General features: G+C 52.9%; 16 protein-coding genes. 9 read left to right on the top strand and 7 right to left on the bottom strand.

Going from position 1 to position 16,135, the window contains the following annotated elements:
• Positions 1-35: 35 nt before the first annotated feature.
• Both lexA and ACYJL1_RS10805 read right to left on the bottom strand, forming a co-directional pair.
• The gene (gene lexA, locus ACYJL1_RS10800; RefSeq protein WP_460895412.1) at positions 36-752 is read right to left on the bottom strand and encodes a transcriptional repressor LexA; all 717 of its coding nucleotides are present in this window, start codon (positions 750-752) and stop codon (positions 36-38) included.
• A gap of 151 nt (positions 753-903) precedes the next feature.
• Positions 904-1,926, bottom strand: a complete 1,023-nt coding sequence (locus tag ACYJL1_RS10805) for a substrate-binding domain-containing protein (protein ID WP_460895413.1) — start codon at positions 1,924-1,926, stop codon at positions 904-906.
• A 283-nt stretch (positions 1,927-2,209) separates the two neighbouring features.
• Between ACYJL1_RS10805 and ACYJL1_RS10810 the strand changes: the two genes are divergently transcribed.
• The 6 genes from ACYJL1_RS10810 (at position 2,210) to ACYJL1_RS10835 (ending at position 8,360) form a co-directional block, all read left to right on the top strand.
• Positions 2,210-3,472: an ABC transporter substrate-binding protein gene (locus ACYJL1_RS10810; protein ID WP_460895414.1), complete on the top strand. Its 1,263-nt coding sequence runs from the start codon at positions 2,210-2,212 to the stop codon at positions 3,470-3,472.
• Between the two features lie 112 nt (positions 3,473-3,584).
• Complete coding sequence (locus ACYJL1_RS10815) at positions 3,585-4,532, top strand: carbohydrate ABC transporter permease (protein WP_460895415.1); 948 nt, start codon at positions 3,585-3,587, stop codon at positions 4,530-4,532.
• Positions 4,532-5,359, top strand: a complete 828-nt coding sequence (locus ACYJL1_RS10820; protein WP_460895416.1) for a carbohydrate ABC transporter permease — start codon at positions 4,532-4,534, stop codon at positions 5,357-5,359. The genes ACYJL1_RS10815 and ACYJL1_RS10820 overlap by 1 nt, the downstream gene beginning before the upstream one ends.
• A gap of 26 nt (positions 5,360-5,385) precedes the next feature.
• Positions 5,386-6,393 carry an ABC transporter ATP-binding protein gene (locus tag ACYJL1_RS10825; protein WP_460895417.1) on the top strand — a complete coding sequence of 336 codons (1,008 nt, stop codon included), beginning with the start codon at positions 5,386-5,388 and terminating at the stop codon, positions 6,391-6,393.
• A 38-nt stretch (positions 6,394-6,431) separates the two neighbouring features.
• Positions 6,432-7,214: a ThuA domain-containing protein gene (locus tag ACYJL1_RS10830; protein ID WP_460895418.1), complete on the top strand. Its 783-nt coding sequence runs from the start codon at positions 6,432-6,434 to the stop codon at positions 7,212-7,214.
• A gap of 87 nt (positions 7,215-7,301) precedes the next feature.
• Positions 7,302-8,360 carry a Gfo/Idh/MocA family protein gene (locus ACYJL1_RS10835; RefSeq protein WP_460895419.1) on the top strand — a complete coding sequence of 353 codons (1,059 nt, stop codon included), beginning with the start codon at positions 7,302-7,304 and terminating at the stop codon, positions 8,358-8,360.
• On the opposite strand, the gene ACYJL1_RS10840 is transcribed toward ACYJL1_RS10835, so the two are convergent.
• From ACYJL1_RS10840 to ACYJL1_RS10860, 5 genes are read right to left on the bottom strand one after another with little or no spacing between them, the layout of a single operon-like run.
• Entirely contained in the window at positions 8,352-9,560 is a 1,209-nt protein-coding gene (locus ACYJL1_RS10840) for a molybdopterin molybdotransferase MoeA (RefSeq protein ID WP_460895420.1), read from the bottom strand. The genes ACYJL1_RS10835 and ACYJL1_RS10840 overlap by 9 nt on opposite strands.
• Complete coding sequence (gene moaC, locus ACYJL1_RS10845) at positions 9,561-10,046, bottom strand: cyclic pyranopterin monophosphate synthase MoaC (protein ID WP_460895421.1); 486 nt, start codon at positions 10,044-10,046, stop codon at positions 9,561-9,563.
• A complete protein-coding gene (gene trpC / locus ACYJL1_RS10850; RefSeq protein WP_460895422.1) occupies positions 10,043-10,858 on the bottom strand; it encodes an indole-3-glycerol phosphate synthase TrpC in 816 nt (271 codons plus the stop codon). Before trpC ends, moaC begins: the two co-directional genes overlap by 4 nt.
• Before the next feature lie 2 nt (positions 10,859-10,860).
• Positions 10,861-11,880 (bottom strand): anthranilate phosphoribosyltransferase, encoded by a 1,020-nt coding sequence (gene trpD / locus ACYJL1_RS10855; protein ID WP_460895423.1) that lies wholly within the window; start codon positions 11,878-11,880, stop codon positions 10,861-10,863.
• Positions 11,881-11,893: 13 nt separating this feature from the next.
• The gene (locus tag ACYJL1_RS10860) at positions 11,894-13,780 is read right to left on the bottom strand and encodes a SurA N-terminal domain-containing protein (protein WP_460895424.1); all 1,887 of its coding nucleotides are present in this window, start codon (positions 13,778-13,780) and stop codon (positions 11,894-11,896) included.
• A 162-nt stretch (positions 13,781-13,942) separates the two neighbouring features.
• Here ACYJL1_RS10860 and tpiA point away from each other — a divergent pair, with 162 nt between their 5' ends.
• The 3 genes from tpiA to ACYJL1_RS10875 all read left to right on the top strand — a co-directional run bounded on the left by tpiA (position 13,943) and on the right by ACYJL1_RS10875 (position 16,079).
• Positions 13,943-14,707, top strand: coding sequence for a triose-phosphate isomerase (tpiA, locus tag ACYJL1_RS10865; protein WP_460895425.1), 765 nt, complete (start codon positions 13,943-13,945; stop codon positions 14,705-14,707).
• A gap of 87 nt (positions 14,708-14,794) precedes the next feature.
• Positions 14,795-15,226: a preprotein translocase subunit SecG gene (gene secG / locus ACYJL1_RS10870; RefSeq protein WP_460895426.1), complete on the top strand. Its 432-nt coding sequence runs from the start codon at positions 14,795-14,797 to the stop codon at positions 15,224-15,226.
• Between the two features lie 205 nt (positions 15,227-15,431).
• Positions 15,432-16,079, top strand: coding sequence for a L,D-transpeptidase (locus ACYJL1_RS10875; protein WP_460898012.1), 648 nt, complete (start codon positions 15,432-15,434; stop codon positions 16,077-16,079).
• The last annotated feature ends 56 nt before the right edge of the window (positions 16,080-16,135 follow it).

Raw genomic sequence — 16,135 nt, forward strand, 5'->3', positions numbered from 1 at the left:
TTATCATCTCGGCTTTTTAGTTCTTTTGGCGTTTTCTAGTACCGGCGTATCAGGCCAACCAGCTTGCCTTGGACCTGAACCCGATCCGGCCCAAAGATTCGGGTCTCATAGGCAGGGTTTGCTGCTTCAAGAGCGATGGATGCACCTTTGCGGCGAAAACGCTTCAACGTGGCCTCTTCATCATCCACAAGGGCCACGACGATTTCACCGGGGCTTGCCGTATCGCCGCGCTTGATGACAACAGTATCACCATCGAAAATACCCGCTTCGATCATGGAGTCGCCTTTGACCTCAAGCGCATAATGCTCGCCACTACCGATCATATCTGGCGGAAGGTTGAGCATATGGGTCTGGTTCTGGATTGCGGCGATGGGCACACCTGCTGCAATGCGTCCCATCACCGGGATGCTGATCATATTGGCAGCCACAATGTCCGCAGTGCTTGCTTGCGGGCGAGGCGGGGCGATATTGCGTCCCAAACTGCCTTCGATAACGCTTGGCGAAAATTTGCGTTGTGCGTTCAAGCCCGGCGCAATTGAATCCGGCAGGCGAAGGACTTCCAGCGCTCGTGCCCTATTTGCTAGCCGGCGAATAAATCCTCGCTCCTCCAGCGCGGTAATCAGACGGTGAATGCCCGATTTGGATGCGAGGTCCAATGCATCCTTCATCTCATCAAATGAAGGGGGAATGCCCGTTTCCTTCAACCGTTCATGAATGAAGAGCAGAAGTTCATGTTGTTTGCGCGTGAGCATAGGGCGATCCTTAAACGTGGAATCGGAAAAACAAAACCAGAACAAACACTATATGTTCCAGTTGTGTTCCACAAGGATTAATATCTGGTATAAACCAGTTACTTAAGGCGCCGCACACTGAAAATCAGATAAATAACGGAGAGCAATATGCTTAGCCGCGTATTGGAGGGCCACTGGATTGGCGTACGGTGAGCTCGACAGGCCATAGCTCATGAATATTGTCCACCGGTTCGCCATCGAGCACGCGCACCAGCATTTCAGCGATCCTTGTTGCGGCGGAACGCATTGACGACCGTGTGGTCGTCATGGATGGAACCATGTTGCTCGCATTGAGATAGGGGAAGACGTCATCGTGGGTGATGAGAGATACCTGCTTGCCCAACTGATATCCCTTGTTGCGGACGGCGCGCGAGACGCCCAAAGCCGTCATCATCGATCCTGCAATAATAGCTGTTGGTTGCGGTGTACATGAAAGCAAGCGCTGCGTTTCACGAAAGCCAATTTCATCAGAGAAATAGTCGTGAACGATAAAGCGTGGGTCCACTTCGACACCGCGTTCATTTAAAGCTTGCCGATACCCCAGTTCTCGATGCTCGGAAAATGTGAAGCCCTTCAAGCCATCAATCATGGCGATGTGCCGATGTCCCAAATCGAGAAGGTGGCTTGCTGCCTGATAGAACGCGCCCTGATTGTCAATGTCCAGCCAAGCATGAGGTCTGTCAATATTTGTGCGTCCATGTAGGACAAAAGGGAAGTTTGCATCAAGCAGCATGGATACACGCTCGTCGACCAAAACGGGGCCGGAGACAATAATCGCATCGACACGTTTGCTGGAGATGAGGCGCTTATAGACTGAAATTTCGTCATTATCGATAATCGGGCTCAGTAAAAAATCAATCTCGTCCCGGGAGAGGCGCTCCGCCAGACCGGCAAGAAATTCTGCCGTATGTGGACCGAATCGTTGACTGGAGTCTGCAGGGATGACGAGGCCAATTGCACCCACACGGCCCATGGCAAGACGCCGCGCATTCGCATTCGCGCTGTAGCCAAATTTCAATGCCGCCTTGTTGACGCGCTCGCGCGTCGCTTCATTCACTTCCGGATAACCATTCAGCGCGCGGCTGACGGTCGTCTGGGAAAGGTTGAGCTTTTCAGCGAGTTCTTTCAGCTTCATGCTGGGTGATCCAAACCAGGTTCCGATCCGTGTAATCAAATGTCTGTTTCAGCGTAGTATAACCATAGTTCAAAGCGCTTTAAATGATCTACACAATTTTATTTGGCTGATTACCAGCGTTCATAAACTATTTATTGACAATCGATTTGCGTTTTGACACTTTTTATCCAAAGCGCTTTGGATAAGTTGATTTGACCATCTGACGCGTTTGAGGAGGACTTGCAATTGGGATTGTGTGCCGTCCGGCATAGGGTGATCCATCAAAGATTTTTGGGAGGATTTTATGAAGAAGAGTTCCGTTTTTGCAGGCGTATTGCTTACCGCGCTGTTATCTTCCAGTGCCTATGCAGCCAATCTTTCTATCGTCTATAGCTCAACTGGCAATGAGACCGCCGAGTTGCGCAAGCAGCTTGACCGCTTTGAAAAAGAGACGGGAAACAAAGTTTCCATCGTTGCCATGCCATCCAGCAGTTCCGATAATTTCGGCCAGTATCGTCTTTGGCTTGCTGCCGGAAATACGGATATCGATGTCTATAAGACCGATGTCGTTTGGGCGCCCCAGTTGTCGGAGCAATTCCTCGATTTGACCGAAGCGGCAAAAGACGTTGTGGATCAACATTTCCCATCGATCATTGAGAGCCAGACGGTCGACGGCAAGTTGGTAGCCCTGCCATTATATACGGATGCGCCGGCACTTTATTATCGCAAGGATTTGCTTGAAAAGTACAATAAGCCCGTTCCCAAGACCTGGGATGAAATGGCTGCGACCGCCAGGGAAGTGCAGGATAGCGAACGTCAGGCCGGAAACAAAGGAATGTTTGGATTTGTATTTCAGGGAAATGCCTATGAAGGGCTGACCTGTAATGCATTGGAATGGATAAAATCATCCGGCGGTGGCCAGATTGTTGAAGCTGACGGTACGATCTCGGTCAATAACCCGCAAGCGGTTGCAGCAATTGATCGCGCCAAAGGCTGGATCGACACGATTTCGCCAAAAGGTGCACTGGCCTACAAGGAAGAAGAATCTCGCGGTGTCTGGCAGACGGGCAATTCCGTCTTCATGAGAAATTGGCCTTACGCCTATTCGTTGAGCCAAGGTGCTGACAGCGCCGTTAAAGGTAAGTTCGATGTAGCGCCGCTTCCGGTCGGAAAGGAAGGCGAGAAGTCTGCAGCAACTCTCGGTGGCTGGAATCTGGCCGTTTCGAAATACTCGAAATCACCTGACGAGGCGATAAAGCTTACCCTGTTCCTTGCTGCCGCCGAGCAGCAGAAGGAAATGGCGATCAATATCTCCCATCTGCCGACGATTAAATCCCTCTATGATGACAAGGATATCGCGACAGCGCAGCCGCTGATCCCATTGTGGAAACCGGTGTTCGAAACGGCCGTGCCAAGGCCATCCGCTCCAACAAAGGTCAAATATAACGAGGTCTCTTCCATGTTCTGGAGCGCTGTTCACGACACGTTGTCCGGTAACGGCACGGCGGCTGAAAATCTGGAGTTACTTGAAGCCAAAATCGCGGAGCTTCAGGGAGGTAGCTGGTAGGTCTCTACCAGCTTAAGGGCACGGTGCGAGTTGTTGGAGTCCTCCTGACAATCAGCTCGCACCGATTGCCTGAGTTCGCATCCCGATGTTTTTCCTGGGCAGGAATTCAAACATGACCTCAACAGTATTGCGATCGGATTTGTTGCGCCAGCGAACACGTTCGGCTCAACTTTTCCTCATACCGATGATCATCGCTCTGGCAATCGTTGCCGGCTGGCCGTTGATCCGTACCATCTATTTTTCCTTCACCGATGCCTCGCTCACAAATATGGGGGGAGCCAAATGGGTTGGTTTTAAAAATTATCTTTCATGGGTTCAGCTTAAAAGCGGACGCACGATCTATTCAGGCCTGCTGGTTGATCCTGCTTGGTGGAATGCGGTCTGGAATACGGTGCGCTTTGCGGTCATCTCGGTGGCGCTTGAAGCCTTTTTCGGAATGATTATCGCGCTTGTGCTCAATGCCGAATTCAAGGGCAGGGGTATTGTACGCGCAGCTATTCTCATTCCCTGGGCGATACCCACCATCGTCTCGGCCCGCATGTGGGGATGGATGCTCAACGATCAGTTTGGCATTCTCAACGATCTGTTCATGCGCCTTGGCTTCATCGACAATCCGATTGCCTGGACCGCAAGTTCTGATACGGCGATGATCGCAGTGCTGATTGTCGATGTTTGGAAGACCACACCGTTTATGGCGCTGCTGATCCTTGCCGGCCTGCAAATGGTGCCGAGCGATGTTTACGAGGCCGCCAAGATTGACGGCGTGCATCCGGTAAAGCAGTTTTTCCGTATTACGCTGCCTCTTGTCAAACCGGCCCTGATGGTCGCGATTATCTTCCGCCTGCTCGATGCAATGCGCATTTTCGACCTGATTTATGTTCTGACGCCAAACAGTACACAGACGAAAACCATGTCGGTGCTCGCGCGTGAAAATCTCATTGAATTCGACAAATTTGCCTATGGTTCGGCACAATCGACATTGTTGTTTGTTGTCATTGCTCTCATGACCATCCTGGCTATCTGGGTCGGTCGGGTTCGGCTGGATGGGGGAGACCGCTAATGCCCGTCGCTGTCAAGAATACTGCATTTTACGTACTGGTGGTGCTCATCGTTCTGTTTGCGGTGTTTCCATTCTACTACGCAATCATCACAAGCTTCAAAACGGGCAGTGCGCTCTTTACGATTGAATATTGGCCGACATCGTTTTCGCTGGCCAATTATGTCACTGTCATTGAAGCGGGAAGCTTCCCCCGCAATCTTCTGAATTCGCTTATCGTGTCCGGGCTTGTTGTCGCCTTATCGCTGCTCATGGCGGTGACAGCAGCGTTCGCTTTGGCGCGTGTGCGTTTTCGCGGTCGCTCGCTGCTCTTGCTGACGATTCTTTCGGTCTCGATGTTCCCGCAGATTGCAGTGCTGGCGGGTCTGTTCGAGGTTATCCGTTTCCTTGGGCTTTATAATACGTTGTGGGGTTTGATCTTCTCATACACGATCTTCACATTGCCCTTTACCGTCTGGGTACTGACGACATTCATGCGGGATTTGCCGATTGAAATTGAGGAGGCAGCTATTGTAGATGGTGCCACGCCATGGGTCATCATCACCAAAGTATTCCTGCCATTAATGTGGCCGGCGCTGGTGACGACAGGGCTTTTGGCATTCATTGCCGCATGGAATGAGTTTCTGTTTGCCCTGACTTTTACCTCGTCAACAGAAACACGTACGGTTCCAGTCATCATTGCACTTCTGTCCGGTAACAGCGCTCACGAGGTGCCGTGGGGTCTGATCATGGCGGCATCCGTCATCGTAACGGTGCCATTGGTCGTTCTGGTGCTAATTTTCCAACGCAAGATCATTTCCGGTCTCACCGCCGGCGGCGTCAAAGGCTAGAGCCTCGCGCTCAGGGGAGTTTCAAAATGACAGTTATTCGCTTGAACAATATACGCAAATCCTTTGGCACCTTCGATGTTATCAAGGGGGTAGACCTTGAGATCAATCCTTGCGAGTTCATGGTTTTCGTGGGACCGTCCGGTTGTGGAAAATCGACGCTTCTGCGCCTGATTGCGGGGCTTGAAGACATAACCTCCGGCACGCTGGCTTTCGATGAGAAGGTGGTCAACAGCCTGACACCATCCCAGCGTGGTATTGCCATGGTATTCCAGTCCTATGCGCTTTATCCGCATATGACGGTTTACGACAATATGGCTTTCGGGCTGAAGCTGGCAAAGGGCGGCGCAGACGAAATCAAACGCCGGGTGAACGAAGCGGCGGAAATGCTGCAAATCACCGGATATCTCGACAGATTGCCCAAACAGCTTTCAGGTGGGCAGAGACAGCGCGTTGCCATCGGTCGCGCAATTGTGCGCGATCCCAAGGTATTTCTCTTCGATGAACCGCTTTCGAACCTCGATGCCGCATTGCGGGTGCAAACGCGTCTTGAAATCGCCAAGCTCCACGCGAAAATGCATGAGACGACGATGATCTACGTCACGCATGACCAGGTGGAAGCCATGACGCTGGCTGATCGCATCTGTGTGTTGCGTGATGGCAATGTCGAGCAGGTCGGTACGCCGATGGAGCTATACGAGAAACCGCAATCGACTTTCGTTGCCGGATTTATAGGATCTCCAAAGATGAACTTCCTGACGGAAAAATTCGCCGATGCCTATAGAGCGCATACGCTTGGGGTGCGCCCGGAGCATCTCGAAGTTCGGGAAAAAGATGGAACTTGGGCTGGAAAACTCATCCTTTCCGAGAATCTTGGCTCAGAAAGCTATCTCTATATCGATATTGGCGCAAAGGAGCCGCTGGTTGTCCGCCAGGATGGGTCGGCGCGCCAACAGCCGGGTGATCTGCTCCATGTTTCGCCCATTAACGACAATGTTCACCGCTTCGACCAATCGGGCCACCCAGCCCGGGTATGAAGCAAAAGCAGCACAAAGTTTAAAGTAAGGAAATAACCATGCCTATTCGTACGCTCGTCTGGGGTGAAAACGTTCACGAGCATATCAACAAGACGGTTGCCGAAATTTATCCGGAAGGTATGCACAATCAAATCGCCAAATTGATTGGCAAGGATACCAACATCAGCGTGAAGACGACGACGTTGCAGGAGCCCGAGCATGGGCTCACCGACAAGGCACTTGAGGAGACGGACGTTCTTGTCTGGTGGGGCCATCGTGCGCATGGCGATGTTGCAGATGAGATTGTTGAGCGTGTTGCAAAGCGCGTTTGGGAGGGAATGGGTCTTATCGTTCTTCACTCGGGACACTTTTCGAAGATATTCAAGCGGCTGATGGGATCGCCCTGTGCCCTGAACTGGCGTGAGGCGGGTGAACGCGAGCGTCTTTGGGTGGTCAATCCCGGACATCCGATTGCCAAGGGGTTGCCAGCCTATTTCGAGCTTGAGAATGAAGAAATGTATGGCGAACCTTTTTCGGTTCCCGAGCCTTTGGAAACTGTCTTTGTGTCATGGTTTCAGGGCGGAGAAGTTTTCCGCTCGGGTCTGACCTATCGCAAGGGCGCTGGCAATGTTTTCTATTTTCGTCCTGGTCATGAAACCTATCCTACCTATCATGATGAAACGGTTGGGTTGGTCCTGAGGAATGCTGTCAATTGGGCTTATAATTCCAATCGGTTCCCGCATATTACGGAAGCTCCGAATGTGCCTGTGGAAAAGGCGCTGGAACCACTCGAGGCTCGGGGCGGAAGTTTGCACGAGGCTGGCGAAGAAGGCTTCCGCTAAGCCTTCGGCAAGGTTACAGACGATGAATATTGATGATCGCGGCGCTTGCACTCGGGGAGTGCAGCGCGCGTTTAAAGGACCGCAAGAATGCGTTTATTGATCCTAGGAACGGGCAGCATGGCCAATGCCCATGCAAAGAATTTCTCTGAGATAGAGGGCGTGACCCTTGCGGGTGCTGTCGATGTGAATATCAATAGCGTCGAAGCATTCCGCGAAAAGTACAATATTGAGCGTGCCTTTACATCGCTCGACGATGCGCTTGCATGGGGCGATTTCGATTCCGTCGCCAATATTACGCCCGACAGCATTCACTATGCCACGACCATGCAATGCCTGCGTGCTGGCAAGCATGTTTTTTGCGAGAAGCCTCTTGCCGTCAATCATCAGGATGCGATGGAGATGGCTGATACTGCCGAAGCAGCGCATCTGGTCGGCATGGTCAACCTGACCTATCGCAATGTTGCACAGTTGCAGGCGGCTCGAAAGCTTGTGACCAGCGGTCAGATCGGGCAGGTCAAGCATATTGAGGCCTCCTATCTGCAAAGCTGGCTCGTTGCAAAAATGTGGGGCGAATGGCGCACGGAAAGCCGCTGGCTTTGGCGCCTGTCCAAAAAGCACGGCTCGAACGGAACTCTGGGTGATGTCGGCGTCCATATCTTGGACTTTGTGGTCTATGCGACCGACACGGAAATTGACGAAATATTTTGCCGACTTAAAGCCTTTGACAAGGCAGAAGGGAACAGGATTGGCGAATATGATCTGGACGCGAATGACAGCTTCACCATGACAGTCGGCTTTACCAATGGTGCACTGGGTGTCGTGCACTCAAGTCGCTGGGCGACTGGGCATGTCAACGAACTGCGCTTGCGGGTTTATGGCGATAAAGGCTCACTGGAAATTCAACACCGGCACGACGGCTCGAAACTTCTGGTCTGTCTCGGTGATGATGTTGAGACGGCAACATGGAAAGAAATCGAGGTCGAGCCTGTTTCAACCAATTATCAGCGTTTTGTCGAAGCGGTTGGGCAGGGTAGGACACTTGAACCATCATTCCGCCACGCGGCAAAATTACAAAAAGCAATAGACCTTGCGACCATCACGGAAATGGATCGTAAGGAGCATAAGCTGGAAGAAAATTTAGCGTAGCAACATCACCTTGCACATGGTTCCCGCCTTCAGCGCGGGGGCATGTGGCTCGCGGATGATAAGGCATTCGGCATCGCTCAAAAATTTCAGCATTGACGAATCCTGCAAAGGAAACGGCGTGGCGGTGAGAGTGCCGTCAGCATTTCGTGTGAGCGTTGCCCTTACATAGTCCTGACGCTGGTCATTTATGCCCATGTCGCATCCCAGAACCGCCGCACGCAGATTCGGATGATGCGCCAGCCCCAGCATTGCGCGGATGAGCGGTACCAGGAAGATACGGCCGCATATTAAGCTGGACACAGGATTACCGGGAAGGCCCAGAATGTTCATGTCGTTCAGTTGCCCGAACATCAGCGGCTTGCCCGGGCGCAACGCAATCTTCCAAAAATCAAGCTTCATGCCCTTGGCGGTCAAAGCGGGCTGGACCAGATCATGGTCTCCAACGGAAGCCCCGCCGAGCGTTACCAGAATATCCGCCTGAGCCGCTACCGCACGGTCTATGGCCTCGCTCAAAGCCTCCAGCCGGTCTTCTGCTATGCCCAGATCAATAGGCAAGCCACCCGCTTGCCGTATGATTTCCGCCAGACCAAAACTGTTGGAAGCGATGATCTGATCGGAACGGAAGGCTTCCCCGGGATTGACCAGTTCATCGCCGGTTGCAAGGATTGCAACCCTTGGCTGCCGATATACCGGCACTGCCGGATAGTTCGCTGCTGCTGCCAGTGCCAGTGCTGAAGGATCGAGCACCCGGCCATTTTTCAACAGCAGATCACCGACTTCGAAATCCAGTCCGGCCTTACGAATGTTTTTGCCGTGCGCTATCTTTTCTGTGATTTCAATTTCTGCACCGCGAGCAATTGTATTTTCTTGAATTACAACGCTATCGGCACCGGCAGGAACGGGCGCACCAGTGAAAATACGGACCGCTTCTCCAGCCCCTAGCGAACCGGAAAAGGCATGGCCAGCGGCAGACTGGCCGATCAGTTTCAAGGTAACGGGCACGTCAGCAATATCGGCGGCGCGAACGGCATAGCCATCCATTGCCGAGGCGGCGAATGGTGGTTGTTGCCGTTGTGCATAAAGATCTTGGGCGAGAACGCGCCCCCCGGCTTCGCTTAGTGCAACTGTTTCCGTATCCGTCCTGCTGGCGGCAGCGAGGATACGAGACAGGGCTTCGTCAACGGGGAGGAGTCCAGCCATTCAACGCTCACTGGACCAATCGCCGGATTTTCCGCCGGTTTTATGCAAGAGCCGGATGTTCTGGATAGTCATGCCCTTATCCACGGCTTTTGCCATATCATAGATCGTCAGACAGGCCACCGAAACGGCTGTCAGCGCTTCCATTTCAACGCCCGTCTTTCCAGTCAGCTTGGCGGTCGCAGTAACATGCAGACCAGGCAAAACCTCATCATCTTCAATATCGATGGATATTTTGCTCAAAAGCAGGGGGTGACATAGCGGAATGAGTTCGTGTGTTTTCTTCGCAGCCATGATGCCTGCTATGCGGGCCGTGCCGATAACATCCCCTTTTGCAGCATTGCCGCTGCGGATCAGCGCCAGCGTTTCAGGGAGCATGGAAATGAAACCCTCGGCTGTCGCAAGACGCACCGTTTCGATCTTGTCGCCAACATCCACCATATTGGCGGCGCCTGTCGCATCAAGATGGGACAGTTTAGCGGTTGTCATGCCGCATCCGTTTGCGATGTGTTCCCGAACAGGAGTGATTTCGTTGCCGCAGTTACGTCGGCTTGCCGCATCAGGCTTTCACCAACGAGGAACGAGCCGATATTGGATTTTGCCAGCCGCTGACAGTCGTCATGCGTGAATACGCCGCTTTCACTGACAAGGAATTTGGATTCCGGAACCATTGCCGCCAGTCTTTCTGAAACAGCCAGATCAACTTCAAAGGTACGCAGGTTACGATTATTGATGCCCAAAAGCGGCGATGACAGCTTCAGTGCACGCTCCATCTCTGCTTCGTCGTGGACCTCGACAAGCACATCCATGCCGAGCGAAACGGCTACGTCTTCAAGCGACGCGGCCAGATCATCCGATACGCTGGCCATGATGATCAAAATGCAATCTGCACCCCAGCTCCGCGCTTCATAGACCTGGTAGGTATCAAACAGGAAATCTTTACGCAGGGCAGGGAGTTTCACCGCGCTGCGTGCAGTCTTCAGGAATTCAGGCGCACCTTGGAATGATGGGCCGTCGGTCAAAACGGAAAGACACGCCGCGCCACCGCGTTCATAGGCTTTTGCCAGAGCGGGTGGATCAAAGTCTGCGCGTATCAGACCCTTTGACGGGCTGGCTTTTTTGATTTCAGCAATCAGGGCGAATTCGCCTTTGGCGCGTTTCGTTTTCAAAGCATCCAGAAATCCGCGGGGGCTATCCTGATCGGCAATCTGCGCTTTGAGATTTTCCAAGGACACGGCAGACTTCGCCGCAGCGATTTCGTCGCGCTTATAGGCTTCAATCTTGCGAAGAATATCTACCATGGTCAGGCTGTCCTGCTGTTTGACACTTGGACGAGCTTCTTTAGCACATTTCGCGCAGCGCTGCTGTCAATGGAATGTGCTGCCATCTCAATGCCAGCCTTCAGATCGTTCACAGCGCCGGCTATTACAAGCCCGGCACCCGCGTTGAACAATGTAATATCGCGATAGGCACCATGTGCGCCATCAAGCACGGAAAGCAGGGAAACAGCGTTTTCATCGGCTGTGCCACCTTTTAGATCCTGAGGAGCAACACGCCTCAGACCAAACGCTTCCGGTTCGATTTCAAATGTGCGGATCGCGCCGTTTTCGAGAGCGGCGACTTTGGTCACTCCTGCGGTCGTGATTTCGTCCAGGCCGTCGCCGTGCACCACCCACACAGACTCCGAGCCGAGATTTTTCAGAACCTGCGCTATTGGCTCCACCCATTCATGTGCATAGACACCAACCAATTGACGTTTTACGCCTGCTGGATTTGTCAGCGGCCCCAAAAGATTGAAAATCGTGCGTGTTCCAAGCTCAACGCGCGCCGGGCCAACGTGCTTCATGGCTGGATGATGCATGGGCGCAAACATGAACCCGATCCCTGCCTGCTCTATGCAGGCTGCGATAAGTTCGGGACCGATTTCGATATTGATTCCAAGTGCAGCCAATGTATCGGCGGCACCCGAGCGGGACGATAGTGCCCGGTTGCCATGCTTTGCGACCGGAACACCCGCACCTGCAGCGACAAAGGCAGCGCATGTCGAAACATTGTAAGATCCGGATTGATCGCCGCCGGTACCAACAATATCAATTGCATCTACCGAAGTGACGACCTTGAGCATCTTCGAGCGCATGGCGGCAACGGCGCCCGTAATCTCGTCGATGTTTTCACCGCGAACACGCAACGCCATCAGCAGCGCGCCGATCTGGGCGGGGGTGGCCTGTCCCGACATCATGATGTCGAAAGCTTCGACTGCCTCGTCCCGAGAAAGTGCTTTGCCAGAAGCGGCAATACCAATAAAACGCTTTAGCTCAGCCATTCTTCACACATTCTTACCGGGCAAGCGCCTGATCAATGACTGTCTTGTTGACTGTCACCGGATAGACGGTCTGCAATTGCGCTACCAACTGGTCGAGGAGATCATCAGCAAGACGCATACCGAACGCGTCTTTCTCGGCAGTTGTAAGAGAGTCAGGACCAACATTGGCGGGCTCAATGGCCTCGGTAACCTTGAAAATCAACTTCGATCCATCGCTTGCCGATTCGCTCATGCCAACCAGTCCCTGAGGTCCATCGAAAACAGAATCTACGCCGCCTTGGCCAAGATCAGCATCCTTGCTTTCACGCGTGATGCCACGCTTGGTTTCCTTGGTGAAGTTGAACTCACTTGCGATTGCGTCGAGTGAAGTTCCGTCCGCAACGCGTTTGCGAACCTCTTCAGCTTTCGCATTGAGCTGTTTTTCAAGCTCGGCAGTTTTCCAGTTCTCGATCACTCTGGCTTTGACTTCATCCAAAGGCCGTTCACGTGCTGGTATAATGCTGTCCACGTCATACCAGAGATAGGCATTTGTGCCGAGGCTGAATGGCTCATTGTCAAAGCCGACATCCGCCTGAAAAATTGCCGCCATCTGATTTTGATCGAATGGCAGGTTTGGAACGTCCTTTTCATCAGGCCCGCGCCCATTTGGGTCTACCGCATCAATCGTTACCATCTTCAGGTTTTGCGCTGCGGCCGCTTCGGCCATAGTCTGGCCTTCAGCGCGCGCATTCTCATAGGCGTCATGTACATCCGTCACAGCATTGGCTGCTTGTGCCAGGGCAATACTCTCACGAATGTCTTTTTCAACCTCGGGAAGCTGCTTGACCACTTCAGGGGTCACCGCAGTCACACGGACAATCACGGGGCCAAAAGTCCCTTTCAGGACATCACTTATCCCATTGGCTTGAAGCGCAGAGATAGGATCGGCAATGGATTGATCGGGCAGGGCACTTTTGGGAAATGTGCCAAGATGCACATCGTTCATGGTTTTCCCCTCTGCCTTGACCAGATCTTCAAAGCTCATGCCGGATTTGAGCTTTTCCAGTCCGGCATTTGCAGCGGCTTCATCTGCAAAGGACAGCTGTTCGATGGTACGTGTTTCCGGTGTGGAGTAGCGGGCGATATTCTTTTCGTACTCCGCTTTGATCTCTTCCGGCGTTACCGTTGCCGGGTCTGCGATATCGGAAGCCTCAAGCTTGACATAGCTGACCTTGCGATATTGCGGTGCGCCGTAGATCTCTTTGTTAGCTTCAAAATACGTTTTAAGGTCCGCATCGCTTGGGTCGGCAACGCTTGAGACGAAGTTTTTCGGCATGGCCACATATTCAATCGTGCGCGATTCGCCTTTATAGATGGCGATGGCTTTTACCAGTGTGTCCGGAGCCTTGATGCCATCGGCGACTGCCTCAACGATTTGTTGGCGGCGCGCAACCTGCGCACGATTGTCCAGATAGTTTTGCGGCGTCATGCCTGCATTGCGCAGAACGGCGTCAAATTGTGCGCTGCTGAACTGACCATTTGCGCCCCGAAATGCCGGATCTTCAGCGGCCAGCTGAGCCAGCCGGTCTTTTGAAAGGCCCAAAGACATTTTACGCGCCTGCTCGTCAAGCAGAACACCGGCAACAAGCTGTGCCTGTACCTGATTGCTTATACCGATGGCATCGGCCTGTTCGCGTGTCAGGCGTTGACCGAAGCGCTGCGACAATGATGCAAGTTGGCGATCATAGGCCAGGCGGTAGTCAACAGGTGAGACTTCCGAATCTCCTGCCGTTATGGCGGCATTGCCACTGGTGCCAAGGAGCGTGCTCGATGCACCCCAGCCTATAAAGCTGAGGCCGAGAAGACCGAGAAGCAATTTGGCAACCCAAGTCTGGGCAACCTTGCGGAGGGAGTCGAGCATATTAAAGTCACCGTATTAAACGAAACGCAGTTGAATCCCTGCGGGAATAGCGTGATGCAAAGCTTGTGTCGATTGCTTTATCAAGTGAATTTGCTAGTCAGGCAATCAAAGATTTCAGAAAATCGCCCAAACCATGGCTTTCGTGACTATAAGGAAGAGAAGATGACCCCCGATATTCGCCCTCTCGTCGCCGGCAACTGGAAAATGAATGGCATGGGAGATCAGCTTGATGAACTTCGCGTGATCGTCAATCGCCCCAATTCAGCAATAGGCGAAAAGATAGATGCCCTTATCTGTGTGCCCGCAACGCTTGTTTGGCGTGCGGCACAATCGGTCGAAGGCGAGAAGTTGAGCATCGGCGGCCAGGACTGTCATGCCAAGCAATCTGGTGCGCATACCGGTGATATTGCTGCCAACATGCTCAAAGATGCCGGGGCGTCTCACGTTATCGTCGGCCATTCGGAACGCCGCACGGATCATGATGAAACGGATACAATTGTTAATGCAAAGGCCCGCGCCGGCTGGGAAGCCGGTCTTACTGCCATTATTTGCATCGGGGAAACAGAATTGCAGCGTAAGGCCGGTTCAACGCTGGAAATCATTGCAACACAACTTGCCGGTTCAATTCCGGATAATGCTACCGCCAGCAATACTATTATTGCCTATGAGCCTGTCTGGGCAATTGGAACTGGGCTGACGCCAACCGCCGAAGATGTCCGTGAAGTTCATGCATCCATTCGCTCCGCATTATGCGAGCGGTTTGGCGACGAGGGCGCGAAAATGCGCATTCTCTATGGAGGGTCGGTCAAACCATCCAATGCTGTCGAACTTCTTGGTATAGACAATGTTGATGGTGCACTTGTTGGCGGCGCGAGCTTGAAAGCCCCCGACTTCCTTGCCATTTGTGAAGCATATCATTCGCTTTAGCCTGAAAACTGTTAACTGACGGGCTTGGTTTATCAACCGATACGGTGTAAAGAGCCGCGTCCGACACTTGAGAAGCAGAAAATACCCATGCAAACCGTCCTTATTGTGATTCATCTTCTGATTGTACTTGCCCTGGTTGGGGTGGTGCTCATGCAGCGTTCCGAAGGCGGTGGTCTGGGTATTGGCGGCGGGTCCGGTTTGATGACGGCGCGGGGAGCTGCGAACGTGCTGACGCGCGCGACAGCTATTCTGGCTGCCGGGTTTTTCATTACGTCTTTGGCGCTTGGTATCCTGTCCCGTTATAGCGAAACACCCACTGACATTCTCAATCGTATTCCGACAACAACAGGCAGTCAGCCTGCGGGTCAACAGCCAGCTGGAAGCGGCGGCGTGCTCAATCAGTTGGGCGGCGAATCGTCGACGGCACCTGCGGCACCTGCGCCTGAATCGTCTGCTCCGGCGCCTACTGCTCCCGTCACTCCTGCGCAGCCTGCAAATCCCGTCCCGAACTCGCAGTAAAACGCATAAGGTTATATAATTACGCGGAACCCAGCAATGTGTTGCGGTTCCGCAACTTCTTGGATGCATCGATCGTTCGTCAGGAATGATCACACCGATTTGCATTGAGAAGAAACCCGTCTTCGGCTATCGCAATATCAAAGTTGGCCTGGGGCCCGGCAAGCGTCGATTGGGACGTTTTGCAATCTATGCGGGAATACAAATCATGTTGTCACGTCGCTCGTTGCTCATCGGGATGTCGGTTCTGGCCTTGGCCGGCCCTGCATCTGCAGAGCCGATCCTCAAAAAACTTACAAAACCATTCACTGGCGAACGCGATGCAGCAAAGCCGGTAGAAGTGGCGGAGGTGCGTACGCCAGCGCGTCCGAAGAAAACGAAATACGGCATCGATCCAAAGTACATGCCGCAAGAAGTCCAGTTCTCTGGGTACAAGCCAGGCACGATTGTCATCGACCCGCGGACTAGGTTCCTTTATCTGGTTGAAAGCGCGTATTCTGCTCGCCGTTATGGCATTGCTGTTGGCAAGGAAGGCCTCGAGTTCAAGGGGACAGCCGTTGTCCAGACAAAGCGCGAATGGCCCCGCTGGATTCCGACCAAGGAAATGATCAAGCGTGAGCCTGCGCACTATGCCAAGTATGAGAACGGCATGGATGGTGGTCCTGGCAATCCTTTGGGCGCGCGTGCCATCTATTTGTCGCAGGGAAATCGTGACACCTATATCCGCATTCACGGCACTGTGCAGCCTTGGACAATCGGCAGTTCAGCTTCTAATGGCTGTTTCAGAATGGTGAACGATCATGTAATTGATCTTTACGATCGTGTGAAAATCGGCACGGAAGTTGTTGTTCTATAACATCTAATACCGGGTTTAATCGAACGGCCAGACTTTGCGTCTGGCCGTTTTGCTTG

The organism is Phyllobacterium sp. K27, from assembly GCF_054796155.1.